The organism is Sporosarcina sp. FA15, from assembly GCF_051550195.1.
Taxonomy (GTDB): Bacteria; Bacillota; Bacilli; order Bacillales_A; family Planococcaceae; genus Sporosarcina; species Sporosarcina psychrophila.
In genome coordinates this window covers 2,756,849-2,770,236 of record NZ_CP188818.1, presented here as the reverse complement: position 1 = coordinate 2,770,236, position 13,388 = coordinate 2,756,849, and the positions used below count along the sequence as shown (strand labels likewise).

12 protein-coding genes are annotated in these 13,388 nt (G+C 36.5%); 11 read left to right on the top strand and 1 reads right to left on the bottom strand.

The window, feature by feature from the left end:
- Positions 1-205 precede the first annotated feature (205 nt).
- The 10 genes from ACP8HG_RS13070 to ACP8HG_RS13025 all read left to right on the top strand — a co-directional run bounded on the left by ACP8HG_RS13070 (position 206) and on the right by ACP8HG_RS13025 (position 10,267).
- Complete coding sequence (locus ACP8HG_RS13070; protein ID WP_067212747.1) at positions 206-802, top strand: class I SAM-dependent DNA methyltransferase; 597 nt, start codon at positions 206-208, stop codon at positions 800-802.
- A gap of 165 nt (positions 803-967) precedes the next feature.
- Positions 968-1,321, top strand: a complete 354-nt coding sequence (locus tag ACP8HG_RS13065; RefSeq protein ID WP_438296626.1) for a hypothetical protein — start codon at positions 968-970, stop codon at positions 1,319-1,321.
- 49 nt (positions 1,322-1,370) lie between these two features.
- Positions 1,371-2,420 (top strand): FecCD family ABC transporter permease, encoded by a 1,050-nt coding sequence (locus ACP8HG_RS13060; RefSeq protein WP_187047982.1) that lies wholly within the window; start codon positions 1,371-1,373, stop codon positions 2,418-2,420.
- A gap of 3 nt (positions 2,421-2,423) precedes the next feature.
- Positions 2,424-3,185, top strand: coding sequence for an ABC transporter ATP-binding protein (locus ACP8HG_RS13055; protein ID WP_067212740.1), 762 nt, complete (start codon positions 2,424-2,426; stop codon positions 3,183-3,185).
- Between the two features lie 10 nt (positions 3,186-3,195).
- On the top strand, positions 3,196-4,206 hold the full coding sequence (locus tag ACP8HG_RS13050) for an ABC transporter substrate-binding protein (protein ID WP_438296624.1): 1,011 nt from the start codon (positions 3,196-3,198) through the stop codon (positions 4,204-4,206).
- Positions 4,207-4,540: 334 nt separating this feature from the next.
- The gene (locus ACP8HG_RS13045; RefSeq protein ID WP_438296622.1) at positions 4,541-5,737 is read left to right on the top strand and encodes a hypothetical protein; all 1,197 of its coding nucleotides are present in this window, start codon (positions 4,541-4,543) and stop codon (positions 5,735-5,737) included.
- 36 nt (positions 5,738-5,773) lie between these two features.
- Complete coding sequence (locus tag ACP8HG_RS13040; RefSeq protein ID WP_067212732.1) at positions 5,774-6,094, top strand: histidine kinase dimerization/phospho-acceptor domain-containing protein; 321 nt, start codon at positions 5,774-5,776, stop codon at positions 6,092-6,094.
- 252 nt (positions 6,095-6,346) lie between these two features.
- The gene (locus ACP8HG_RS13035; RefSeq protein ID WP_067212729.1) at positions 6,347-6,787 is read left to right on the top strand and encodes a cell wall hydrolase; all 441 of its coding nucleotides are present in this window, start codon (positions 6,347-6,349) and stop codon (positions 6,785-6,787) included.
- A 774-nt stretch (positions 6,788-7,561) separates the two neighbouring features.
- The gene (locus ACP8HG_RS13030) at positions 7,562-9,145 is read left to right on the top strand and encodes an AraC family transcriptional regulator (RefSeq protein WP_438296619.1); all 1,584 of its coding nucleotides are present in this window, start codon (positions 7,562-7,564) and stop codon (positions 9,143-9,145) included.
- 186 nt (positions 9,146-9,331) lie between these two features.
- Positions 9,332-10,267 (top strand): ABC transporter substrate-binding protein, encoded by a 936-nt coding sequence (locus ACP8HG_RS13025; protein ID WP_340742539.1) that lies wholly within the window; start codon positions 9,332-9,334, stop codon positions 10,265-10,267.
- A gap of 685 nt (positions 10,268-10,952) precedes the next feature.
- On the opposite strand, the gene ACP8HG_RS13020 is transcribed toward ACP8HG_RS13025, so the two are convergent.
- On the bottom strand, positions 10,953-11,198 hold the full coding sequence (locus tag ACP8HG_RS13020) for a hypothetical protein (RefSeq protein ID WP_438296617.1): 246 nt from the start codon (positions 11,196-11,198) through the stop codon (positions 10,953-10,955).
- A 759-nt stretch (positions 11,199-11,957) separates the two neighbouring features.
- On the opposite strand from ACP8HG_RS13020, the gene ACP8HG_RS13015 reads away from it, so the two are divergent.
- Entirely contained in the window at positions 11,958-13,301 is a 1,344-nt protein-coding gene (locus ACP8HG_RS13015; RefSeq protein ID WP_438296615.1) for a cyclic 2,3-diphosphoglycerate synthase, read from the top strand.
- The last annotated feature ends 87 nt before the right edge of the window (positions 13,302-13,388 follow it).

The window sequence follows — 13,388 nt, the reverse complement described above, 5'->3', positions numbered from 1 at the left end:
ATATGGAATATAGTGTTTTTCGCAATAGAGGATTCTTTAGTTAGTAGGAAGTGAATTTTTGTACTCTAATATATAAGGCATGGACTAGGTATTTACTTCAACATGATTCAGAGCATTGAAAGGGGGAATTGTCCCTTTAGATTTTGATGTTTGTTATAATGACGAATATGTAGCTTAAATTATGTACTAAATAGGGGAGCGGAATATGGAAAATAACGTTTTTGAACAGATGGCAAAAAGATACGACACAGAGGAAAGAATTGAATTAGCTAAAATACTAGTTAAGGAAGTAAGACCAGAATTACGAAATAGTAAATCGAAATCTTTAATAGACTATGGGAGTGGTACTGGTCTAGTTAGTTTAGAACTATCAGATTTAGTAGATTCTATTTTGCTGGTAGATTCATCAAAACAAATGTTGGAGGTTGCAAAAGCTAAAATTTCTCACAAAGGAATCCTCAATTCAAAAGTTCTTTATTCAGATTTCACTCAAGAAACTACTGAACTTAAGGCAGACATCGTTTTAATGTCACTAGTCCTTCTTCATATTCCGGATACTAAAAAAATTCTACAAGGATTGTTCAACATTTTAAATAATGATGGCAAGCTAATTATTATTGATTTTGACAAAAACGATGAAATATATCATCCGAAAGTTCATAACGGTTTTTCGCATGAAGAATTGAAAAATAGATTATCCGAAGTTGGATTTAAATCAATTGAAATTAAGACATTTCATCATGGAAATCGTATTTTTATGAATCAAGATGCCTCAATGTTTATATCCAGCAGTATTAAGTGATTTCTTATCTTCTCTTGATGCACAGGCACATAATTTCCATAAAGTAAAAGAGGAATGTAACCATCTACAAATGGTTGCATTCCTCTTTTATTTTTTATTCGGAGCGTTGAGTTGACGGAATGCAGTCATGCGTCAGTTACCCTTCAACTAGGCCATCAACAAATCATGGAAAGAGTCCAACAAATCCCAGTAAGTGTCCAACCAACCCCAAAGAGTCTGCAACCAATCCCGGAAAGTGTCCAACGAACGGGAGAGTCTCCAACGAACCAATCGAAGTGTCCAACCAATTCAGGAAAGTGTCCAACGAACGAGGAAGCCTCCAACAAACCAATCGAAGTCTCCAACAAACCCCGAATAGCCTCCAACCAATCAAATAAAGCGTCCAACCAACAGGCGAGTCTCCAACGAAACAATCAGATTAACAAGTTATTCAATAAAATTGTTGTTGTTTTTCTTCAGAATATGTTCTACAATACAGAAGCAGTTGATAATGATAATCGTTATCAGTTAAGCGGGTGATTGTAACGGAGGTGAAATATTGAAGAAAAAGGATATAAGCAAGATAGGGATGGGCAAAAGTTATTATGTATTTATTTTTCTTCTCGTAGGCATCATTTTGCTATCGGCTGTCTTTTCAGTATCAATTGGACAAGTTAATATTCCTTTCACGCAGGCTATGGACATATTATTGCATGCATTAACAAATGGAAGGCTTGGATCACTCGATCATGTCCAAAGCGAATCCTATTTAAATATTATTTTACAGGTGAGGATGCCACGTGTTATTTTCGCACTGCTTATCGGCATAGGGCTTGCTTTATGTGGAACGGTTATGCAAGCAGTCGTGCAAAATCCACTTGCTGACCCATACATACTTGGTATTTCATCGGGCGCATCATTAGGTGCAACTTTTGCCATTCTCGTTGGATTTGGAAGTAGCGCATTTTTGTCTCAGTTTGGCGTGGCATTCGGAGCCTTTGTTGGTGCGATGATAACATCAATGGCAGTTCTTATTTTATCGAGCATCGGCGGTAAAGCAACATCTGTGAAACTCGTTTTATCTGGAGTTGTAATCGGTGCATTGTGTAGCTCCTTTGCTAGCTTAATTATCTATTTTGCCAATAATGCAGAAGGGATTAAGACCGTTACTTTTTGGTCAATGGGAAGTCTAGCTTCAGCAAGTTGGGATAAAACACCGATTTTAGCCATTGTTGTTCTGCTTGGATCAGCCCTATTTCTTTTCCAACATCGCGTGTTAAACACGATGCTTCTAGGTGACGAATCTGCTATTACACTAGGCATTAACTTAAGTGCATTCCGAAAACTTTATATGATCATCACTGCTCTTGTTACGGGAACAATGGTCGCCTATTCAGGAATGATTGGCTTTGTTGGTTTAATTATTCCGCATATCACTAGGGGGATTTTCGGAGCAGATCATAAGCGTTTAATGCTTGGAACGCTGCTTTTAGGAGGACTTTTCATGATTTGGGCCGATATTTTGTCACGAACTTTAATACATAATGTTGAATTGCCCATCGGAATCATTACCTCTGTTATTGGATCTCCATTATTTATCTACATGATTGTAAAAAGAGGCTACAACTTTGGAGGGTAGAAAATGGAATTGATTGCAAAGGGAATAGATATTACTATCGGGAAAAAAGAGATTGTGAAAAACATTTCAATCCTTGTGAAAAAACAACAATTTGTAGGGCTGATTGGACCAAATGGTTGTGGAAAATCAACGCTGTTAAAGGCTATCTATAAGAGTCTTGTTCCTCAAAAAGGAATGGTTTTTTTAGATGATGTGGATGTATTGAAAAGTTCAGAGAAAAAAATTTCACAGCGATTAGGTGTAGTGGGGCAATTTAATGAAATGAGTTTTGATTTGTCCGTTCAGCAAATGGTGATGTTAGGCAGAACACCACATAAAAGAATGTTGGAGTCAGACAAACAAGAAGATTATGTGATTGTGGAGGAAGCTTTGAAAACAACAAATTTACTCGATTACAAACAGCGTGGTTTCTTATCGTTGTCTGGTGGAGAAAAGCAAAGGGTTATCTTAGCGAGAACCATTGCGCAACAGCCAAAAATCATGGTTTTAGATGAACCGACAAACCACTTAGATATACGCTATCAGCTTGAAATTTTATCATGTGTTAAAAATTTGAACATTGGTGTATTAGCAGCTCTCCATGATTTAGAAATGGCAGCACATTACTGCGACTACTTGTATGCCATAAAAGATGGAGAAATCTATGCACATGGAACACCAGAAGAGGTTTTAACGCCAACTACAGTTGAAGCATTATATCAAATTAAATGTCAAACATATACCAATCCTGTTACAAATGGATTAGGTTTTGCATATGGCATATAGGAGGAGCACCATGAAAAGAAAATTATTGCTTGGTATCGGTTTAGCTGCACTTCTAACATTAACGGCTTGTGGAGATTCGAGTAAGGGTACTTCAAAGGAAGCCGAAGCGAAAGGGCACTACCCGTTAACGATTCAAAACTATACGAAAGCGGAAGGCGGAACAACTTGGGATAAGAAAGACCAAGTATTTGATGCTGCACCTGAAAGAATCATGGCTAATACGCGTCCAGCAGCGGAATTATTATTGCATTTAGGCTTAGGCGATAAAATCGTTGGGGTAGGTGCAAACTTCGGAGCTCCTGACAAATCAGTAGAGGAAGAATACTCGAAATTAACTATTCTAAGTGATGAATATGTCGGCAAAGAGGTGACATTAGGAACCAATCCAGATTTAGTTTTTGGTCGAGGCGGCTTATTTGATAATGCAGATTGGGGTGTAGGTACAGTAGATACACTCAATGATATGGATATTAAAACGTACGTAATAGAGTCATCTGTTACAGGTGGAACATATGATTCTATTTATAATGATATTGAAAACATCGGTAATATTTTTAGTGTCCAAGACAAAGCGGACAGTTTTATAAAAGAGCTTAAAGACAAACAAACATCGATAACATCAAAATTAGAAAGTATTCAAGACCATAAAACTTTTGCTTATTTGCATACAAATGACCCAAATGAGATTTATGTCTATCCAGCAGGCGATGAAACATTCTTCAACGATGCCTTTAATATGGTCAAGCTAGATAACATATTTAAGAAGGAGACTGCTGATGTAAGTATTGAAACGCTTATTGAGGCTGATCCAGATGTATTAATCTTACCGGAATGGGATGACGCAGACCTTGAAAAAGTGAAAGAAGGGATCTATGCAAACCCGAAATTATCAAGTATGACGGCCATCAAAAATAAGCAGATTTATGTAGTGGATTACAATTATATGTTTGGCTATGGTTATAACACGATCGATGGAATGGAACTATTAGCAAAAGAAATTTATCCAGACTTGTTTAAATAAGATATGAAAGCTGCCAGTTTTGAAAATACTTCAGACTTATTTTTAAAACTGGTGTCTTAATTCAGGTAAAAACTACTCTACTAATTTAATTCAATTGCATAGTAAGAGAAGGAAGACCAGACAAGTTACGACTGTTTGGTTTTTTTTGTATGTTTATTCAGGCGTTTGATTTGTTTGTCGTTACTTCACATCGCTAGTGGACAACGCGCAGTAATATTCACTTCCATCATTAAGATAACCCACCTTCGTATTCAAATTGAATTAATACCTAGCACTAAAAATGGGTGAATGTTATAATACTTCTAATAATTAACAAGAATGGGGGGTGAATCAATTGAGGAAGATATTCCTTTTATGTGTGACTTGCTTTAGTTTATTCCTAATCGTACCTACTATTGTTCATGGCGAAAATCTGAATGCTTCCATTAGTGAGGATGTTGGAAAATCACGAATCATTTTGTTTGGCAACGTAAAGAAGGTAGATAATGTATTGAAAGATAAAACGGAGTCTATTGATACAGTTCTTCAAGAAACAGTGAATGGTATGCAAAAAACAGAAATTAATTCTGTTACTTCTGGAATTAAGAATACAGGGGATTTACTAAATAAGACAGTTACCGATACTGTGGGGAAAACAACCTCTGAAGTAACAAATGTGGTCAATGACACAGTGAATTCGGTCGTATATGGATTACCAACTGTTCCTGTCGTCACCCCGGTCGTTAAGGATGTAAGTGAAACAGTTAAGGAGTCAACTTCTTCTATTCAAACAATCGTAGAAACCACAGGGGAATTTGTTAATGAAACTCTGAAATCTACAATCGATGTTTCTGAAGATGAGGTTATTGAACCTGTTGAAACAGTGGATACCGTTCCTAAAGTTATAGAACTTCCTCTTGAAATCTTTGAGGAAGATAAAAAAATCAGTAGTGGGAATGTAAATATCTTCACTAAGTTAAAAGAGTGTAGTCGTGATGTTAGGCAAGTGCCGAAACGGGAACCTATTACGCCTTTAGCGCCTGAAATTGAGACAGATGTATTGAGTAAACAAGTTGGTACTAGTGAACTAGAGAAACATAGTGACATCGGCTTGGATAATAAGAGTGAAAGTAGTATGAATGACGAGGTTTACCTAGAAGTAGATTCTATTTTAGTGGGAAATTATGTGAATGAGCAGTCGATTGGTAAGAAAGTAAAAGTGCATGAACAGGGGAATGGTTTGATTGAACCAATTATTAATTCTAAAACTGACGTGTTAGAAAAGAAAGATGTTGATAATCCTAATCATTCAACTAAATCAAGCCAAGAGGAGGGGAGTCTACCGCCACCTATCATTATAGGAGCACCTTCGCCTACAGCCTCCTTAACTTTAGAAATGGGCGGACAAAGCGATTTAAGTTTTTATGGAATCGTTGATGTGTTCACGCTAAAATCTTCAGGCGGCGGAAAGTGGATACATTTGAATGAGGTTGCAATGGTTAAATGGGCACATGCTCCTCCCGGGAAACCGCCACAACAATCTCCTTTTTAAAATGTGTGATAAACATTATAAAGGGGATGAAAACAAATGAATAACATCGTGGAAATTAGGGATTTATCGGAGAGAACAAAGATTAAAGATATGATACAAAGTACAGACCAACATTATGTTGTTGGACAACTTGCAGCAAGTATTGCCCATGAAATACGAAATTCATTAACAACTATTAAAGGGTACACGCAATTAGGAAAGCAGGAAGCACCAACTAAAAATTTTGATGTAGTTATGTTGGAGATTGAAAAGATAGAAGAAATAATAAATGAATTGTTACTTTTAGCTAAACCGCAAATTTCCACTTTTGAAGAATTGGATATGCAAAAGGTTCTCGATAATTATATGGAAATTTAGGCACCCATGCATAAAGTGAAAGGCAACCGCGACAACATTTGGTTGCCTTTTTTTTGAGTTTTTTTGACTATTGAATTGTCATAAATCAACCATGAACCTTTCGCTATTAACTTTAGGTATGCTGTACATGATACTATTTCGGCAATTCACTGAAATTACATATTTATAATTTTGGTCAATTTAGCCATCCTTAATTTATAAACACTGACATCATTGTATGCTTTTATTCATACTATATTTTGGGGTGAAAAAATGCCAAGAGTGAAATACCGAGATTCAGACATCGACTTACTGGCAAGGATGATGAGAGCGGAAGCTGAAGGTGAAGGTAAACAAGGAATGCTATACGTTGGCAATGTAATTGTTAATCGTCTCGTGGCAGATTGCTTGGACTTTACAGATTTAAGATCAATTGATGATGTCATTTTTCATGTGCAAGGAGGAAATTATTCTTTTGAGGCTGTTCAAAAAGGTAATTTATTTTATGAAAGAGCGAGACCAGTTGAAAAGAGATTAGCAAGACAGACATTGGATTACTGGAGAGACCACCCAGGGAAATATGCCCTTTGGTATTTTAATCCGTCTGGTCCATGCCCTCCAACATGGTACGGTCAACCTTTTACTGGTCAGTTTAAAGAACATTGTTTTTATGAACCAGTAGCTGGAACATGTGAAAGTGTTTATATCGGTTAGGTTGACTAATGAAGATTATTAATTCTGGAGTTTAATTATAGTTTTGCTTTCTGGGAATACAAATACAACACTTTCAGTGGCTTCTTAATTCGGGGGGGAGGCATCCACAAAGCGTCGAAGCGGGATTAATGGGAATCCTAAACCCTTCCAAGTACTAGGGCTTTTTCAGTGGCCTTCCAAAAGTCCTCGTAAAGCGCATACGCCGTATTCATTTATTCAACATATATAGCCAACAAAACACGTTCCATTCAGTTATTGAATGAAGCGTGTTATTTTTATTGTCTAATTACGGAAGAGGGAAATCAAAACTGTTTTTCAAAATAATAACCCGTAGAAACAAGCTGACTATCTACCCGGAAATCAATGTCAATGTAGCTAAGAAAACGTTGTGGAAATGGAAATGGAAATGGAAATAGGAAAAGGAAAGTATTGAACGCTGGATAGTAAGAATCATACTTGGCGGTGAAAGCGCTTATTTCAGTGATGTATATACAACCGGTTTGGTATAAACGTTTTTTGTTGCTTGAAGAAAGACAATCATAGAAACATCCATGTGACATCTTAATGAGCTAATCGAATAAATGGTTCCTTATGGATTCCTGCATAGTGCTCATGCGCTTAGACGGTAAATGATAGTTTATGGGATAATGATGATGTATGCAAAGGTAAACTAGTAGAGTGGAAGTTCCGAAAAAGGTATTGCTAATCGATTATTGACTGATAGTCTTTTTAAAATGAATCACTTACACAGCGGAGATAAGGGGGAGCTGGGTTTTGAAAACAACATATGATCATGCATTATCTTTTGTGTCATGCAAGAAACATACATTTAAAATTGGATTTTCATTAAAGAAGATAACTGTACAAACGAATGGATTATTTTATATTACTCGCGGTAGCGCGGTAGTCAGCATTAACGGGGTAAAACATCATATTGAACCAGGTACTAGCATTTTGCTGGATTCTAACGCAACAATAGAAATTGGCGCTACGATAATGAACGAAATCCACTTTTATTATTTGAAGTATAGGAATATACCTGCATCTAACCTAGATGAAACCAGCTCTTTTAACATGATAAGCTTACAAATTATCGCGCAAGCAAGAGTGATATCTTTGTTAGAAAAAATTAGTGAAAAAGTTAGCGATGACCCATACATATCATGGTTAAGGAAACAGTCATTGCTTTATGAATTGCTGTATGTGATTTCTAAAAACAAAGCAATACAAGAAAAGAATAAAAATTCCCCAATTAAGCTCACAATTGATTATATGATTAAGCATTCTGAAGAACAGTTAGCGATTAGTGATCTCGCTCGTTTAGCATTTATGACACAGAGTTCCTTTTGCCGTGCTTTTAAACGTGAAACTGGATTAACGCCAAGTGGATACTTACGGAACTTACGAGTAGCACAAGCAAAAGATATGCTAAAAACGTCCAGTTATTCGATTAAAGATGTTGCACGCACTGTTGGAATTGCAGACGAGTTATATTTTAGTCGTTTATTTAAAAATTCGGAAGGCATATCACCTACTATTTACCGCAAGAAGTATGAACCGAGAATTGCCATTTTTAGTGATCTTTTTCTACAAGATCACTTACTTGCTCTTGGGATTAAACCTGTAGCAGCTCCTTGTTTTCCAACAGAATGTCCAACTGAAACTGGATTTCCCAAATACTTAGAGAATCAATTGCAGGGGACCAAAAGATTAAATGCTGAGATTCCATTAGATTTACAAGATGGATTGACTATGGAACCTCATTTTCTTCTGAAACTAAATGATAGGAATAATAACGATAATAATAATGAAGTTCTTATCCATACAGATACGAAAATTATCCATTTTGATAGATTTCTTAACTGGAAAGATTATCAAAGGTTTATTGCGAAAGTAGTGGGGAGAGAAGTACTAGCGGAAAATGTTATAAAGGATATTGGTAAAGTGGAGCAGATGGCCAAAGATAAAATAAAGAAAATAACGAGAAATGGTAAATGGACAATTATGCGCATCTTGAAGGATCGTATACTGATCCATGGTGTGACGGGCCATCCCATAAGTGATTTAATTTATGAAGGTTTGGGATTCCAATGTGATGACAGGTTACACTATTCGAGTTGTAGAAATTATTCAGTAGATGAAATGGTTGAGCTTAATCCCGAAAGAATAATTATTCTTTGGAGTGAGCAAGAGTCACTAAATGATTTATTTGAAAATCCATTATGGCTGGAATTACAAGCCGTTAAGAAAAACCATATTTACATACCAGAGAGTTTTGCTTGGGATCCGTGGGGACCATCTGGTAGGAGATATATAATAAATGAATGTGTGAAGTATTTTCAGGCACGTTATTTGTGAGGACAAACTTGTCTATATCCATAAGGCAAATTTGTCTATAGATAAGTAAAGGGCAAATTGATAGTATTATAAATGAGATTGATTATCATTATCAATTATATTTATAGGGAGGTTATCAATTTGCTAAAAGAAATAAAGAGTAAATTTGAAAAGAGGATTTTTATATTCTCGATTTTAGCCATAATCATGCTCGTACTTAGTGGCTGTGGAGCTAAGGAGAATAATACGGATAGTGCCAAGGATACTTCAGCGGTAAGTGCTGATGTAGAAACTGTAGAAGCTGAAGAAGTTGAAGAAGTTCGAGAGATTCAGCATGCAATGGGTGTTACAGAAGTAAAGGGGACACCGCAACGTGTTGTAATCTTAACGAATGAAGGAACAGAAGCATTACTAGCATTAGGAATTAAACCAGTTGGTGCTGTGAGGTCATGGACTGGAGAACCTTGGTATGATCATATTAAAGACGAGATGACTGGTGTCCAGGAGCTTGGTTTTGAAAACGAGCCTAATTTTGAAGCCATTCTTGAATTAGACCCAGACTTAATTATTGGCAATAAAGTAAGGCATGAAGAAGCATACGAACAACTAAGCAAAATTGCACCAACTGTGTTTTCTGAAGATTTATCAGGTCAGTGGAAGATCAACTTTGAATTGTATGCAGACACATTAAATAAAAAAGCTGAAGGTGAGCTGGTCATGAAAGCATTCGATGATCGTGTTGCTGAGGCAAAAGAAACATTAGGCGATAAGGAAGAAATTAAAGTATCCGTCGTAAGATTCTCTGCTAAAGATGTCCGCATATACCAGAAGGACACATTTAGTGGGGTACTACTTGAACAAATGGGTGTGGGTCGCCCAGAATCTCAGGATGTAGATAATTTTATGGAAACTGTTTCCGAAGAGGCAATGGAAACGATGGATGGAGATATACTGTTTTACTGGGTTACGGAAGCAGATGTATATGAAAAGGCTAACCAATGGTTGGAAAATCCAGTATTTAAAAGCTTAAATGTCTCAAAAACAAATCAAGTATTTGAAGTAAATGAAACAATTTGGAACACAGCAGGTGGTATTAAAGCAGCAAACTTATTACTAGATGATGTAGTAGAGCGATTAAAATAATAATAATCCAGGATAGAAGTTTATTCAAAAGGCCCTTAAACTAAGGCTAATTGTTTCAACTTCTATTTTATTAATTTCAGGTACCTATTCACTACACTACAATTATATAAAAATAGAAGGAAGATCAGACAAATCGGCGAATGTCTGGTCTTTTTGTATGTTTATTTAGTCCTTAAAGGTTATAAGTCTATTTTGTAGTGTTGATGGGTCTGTTAGAAAACTGTTTCTACTTGCTTTCTATCGAAAGTAAAATCCTTTAACCGCTACATCATAATCCATAAAAGCATCGCTAAATAATACCTTGTCGATGAGTCCTCGCAAAACACCTGAATATTAACCAGAAAGTTTCAGGATTTTTTTGTATTTCGTTGTTTGGACTGAAATACGTAGTGCTTGTAGTGCTAGTGTTTCGAATAGCTCTCCTTATCCTCATGAATACTAAACTTGAGCATTTGCATAGACTGGTGACGGTAGACGCCGTGAAAATTACGGGTAAATTTGCATTCTCAGATTGTTGAAGAAAGGAAAGATTTCATCTTCCCGAAAAATGTTGTAGGTAACACTTCCGGAGGAGACGTTCTCTTAAAATCTTTAGAACTTATAGCATTAGGAAGAAAGGCTTCGGTCTGCGAATTCGTGGGTTGAGGCTTACTGTCAGTGGGCTTCTCGGCTATTTCCGGACTGTTCAATTTCGACTGGTCATTAGTAGATTATTGACGTAAATATTAGCGCCTAGACCGCTCATTACGGGACGAATGTAGTGAATGCGTTCGATAATTTCAAGCTTTTCTAACTTGCGAATTGCACGTCGAACGATTGCGTTATATTTCTTAATGGTCTTTTCAATTGTTTCGTGTTTCAAGTGTGCAGCACCGTATTTTACGGAGTAGCGGCGGATCGTATCGAGAACATCCCGCTCAGTTTGGTTCATAGTGTTCCAGTGCGTCAATACAAGTTGCCTGGTTGCTGCGTCTAAATCATTTTTGTTTGTGAATTATGCGTACTCAGTTAGGTATGTAATCATTGCATGTATCCCCTTTATTCTTTAGATAGAAAAAAATAGGGTTTAGGATACATTTTTGGTAAAGAAATATAAATTTTTATGATTCAACTGCACCTTTCAAATTGGTTATAGTGATGTGACGGTTATTTCAGATTTAAAGAATCTAGCTTAATACGTTCGATATGGCCCCCGAGAAAAGTTCTGATTTACACGCAGACTTTTTATTAATGTGTGGGAAATTTCTATTGATTTCAGACCCTTATGTAGCTTAGTGTCCGAATCTTTGCTATCTGAGATAACGTATGAAATGCGTATTGCTAGCGCTAGACTGTCAATTCTATACGATTTTATAATAATACAATCAAAATAAGGTTTATGAGTGTCTGTCTGACTTTCTTGTATTTTTATTAAACCGTGTGAATTGTTTGTATTTTTTGATGAACAGGCATTAAGTTTTAGAATGACAGCGCGGCAGTTAGGCTTATGGCGGGGGGGGGTATCCCCAAAGCGCAGAGGAGTTAATCGATGGAATCATTAAGTGAATCGTTTAGCCATAGGAGGGAAAATTGAATTCCATAAGTACCACCCACAAAACTTAATATACTAGTTTTGAAAATTATGTTTGTATAAAAATTCATAAAGGTATATAATTATAGATAAATCATTGTAATTATAGGAGTGAATGCTATGAACAGAAAAAATATAATTATTATAGGCGCTGCAGGAAGGGATTTCCACAATTTCAATACGTTTTATCGTAATAACGAAGAATATCGTGTTGTTGCTTTTACGGCAACACAAATTCCTGATATCGATGGACGTAAATATCCTAGTGAATTAGCTGGTGAACTATATCCAGAAGGTATTTCTATTTATTCAGAAGACCAATTGCCATCGTTAATTGAAGAGTTGGAAGTTGACGAATGCGTGTTTGCATATAGTGACGTTAGTTATGAATATGTAATGGGCATAGGCGCGATTGTGAATGCAGCGGGTGCTAACTTCACACTGCTAGGACCAAAAGGCACGCAGTTAAAAAGTAATAAACCTGTCATTTCTGTTTGTGCTGTACGAACTGGAACCGGGAAAAGTCAAACGTCACGGAAGATTATTGAAACGTTACTTGAGCATGATTTAAAAGTCATTGCAGTTAGACATCCTATGCCTTACGGCGATTTAAATGCACAGCGTGTTCAGCGCTTTGCAACAGTGGAGGACTTAAAGAAACATAATTGTACGATCGAAGAAATGGAAGAGTATGAACCACATGTGGAACGTGGGAATATTGTTTATGCTGGTGTAGATTATGCAGATATTTTAGCAGCAGCTGAAAATGATCCAGCTGGTTGTGACGTTATTTTATGGGACGGGGGAAATAATGATTTCTCGTTCTTTAAGCCTGATTTAGCCGTTACTGTCTTGGATCCACATCGCCCAGGTCATGAGTTGAAATACTATCCTGGCGAAGTTAGTTTGAGAACAGCCGATGTTGCCATCATTAATAAAGTTGATAGCGCAACAGCAGAATCCATTCAAATCGTGGAAAATAATATTAAACTCGTAAGTCCTAAAAGTAGCATTATTAAAGCTGAATCAAAGATTACAGTCGATCACCCAGAACTTATTATCGGTAAACGTGTATTAGTCGTTGAAGATGGCCCGACATTGACACACGGAGAGATGAAAATTGGTGCGGGAACAGTTGCAGCCGAACGTTTAGGTGCGAAGGAAATCATTGACGCACGTCCATTTGCAGTTGGTACAATAGCAGAAACGTTCAACAAATATCAACATATCCAAAACGTCCTTCCAGCGATGGGATACGGCGAACAACAATTGAAAGATCTTGAAGAAACCATCAATAATGCTGACTGTGATGCCGTGATCATTGGAACACCGATGGATTTAACTCGAATTATTTCGATTAATAAACCTTGCACGCGTGTACACTACGATTTAGATGAAGTGGGTAGTCCGAATTTAAGCGATATTTTAAAAGGTTTTATCCAAGAACATAAACTTGTGAAGTAAACAAATTACAGGTACCTATTTTGAAAATACACTTCAATTTTATAATAAAACAATTAAAATCAGACAAATTGGCGACTGTCTGATTTT

Excerpts from the sequence above, each read along its gene's own strand:
- ACP8HG_RS13060 (WP_187047982.1), top strand. The coding sequence starts at position 1,371 with ATGGGCAAAAGTTATTATGTATTTATTTTTCTTCTCGTAGGCATCATT.
- ACP8HG_RS13040 (WP_067212732.1), top strand. The coding sequence starts at position 5,774 with ATGAATAACATCGTGGAAATTAGGGATTTATCGGAGAGAACAAAGATT.
- ACP8HG_RS13070 (WP_067212747.1), top strand. The coding sequence starts at position 206 with ATGGAAAATAACGTTTTTGAACAGATGGCAAAAAGATACGACACAGAG.
- ACP8HG_RS13025 (WP_340742539.1), top strand. The coding sequence starts at position 9,332 with ATGCTCGTACTTAGTGGCTGTGGAGCTAAGGAGAATAATACGGATAGT.
- ACP8HG_RS13055 (WP_067212740.1), top strand. The coding sequence starts at position 2,424 with ATGGAATTGATTGCAAAGGGAATAGATATTACTATCGGGAAAAAAGAG.
- ACP8HG_RS13015 (WP_438296615.1), top strand. The coding sequence starts at position 11,958 with ATGAACAGAAAAAATATAATTATTATAGGCGCTGCAGGAAGGGATTTC.
- ACP8HG_RS13050 (WP_438296624.1), top strand. The coding sequence starts at position 3,196 with ATGAAAAGAAAATTATTGCTTGGTATCGGTTTAGCTGCACTTCTAACA.
- ACP8HG_RS13035 (WP_067212729.1), top strand. The coding sequence starts at position 6,347 with ATGCCAAGAGTGAAATACCGAGATTCAGACATCGACTTACTGGCAAGG.
- ACP8HG_RS13065 (WP_438296626.1), top strand. The coding sequence starts at position 968 with ATGGAAAGAGTCCAACAAATCCCAGTAAGTGTCCAACCAACCCCAAAG.
- ACP8HG_RS13020 (WP_438296617.1), bottom strand. The coding sequence starts at position 11,198 with ATGAACCAAACTGAGCGGGATGTTCTCGATACGATCCGCCGCTACTCC.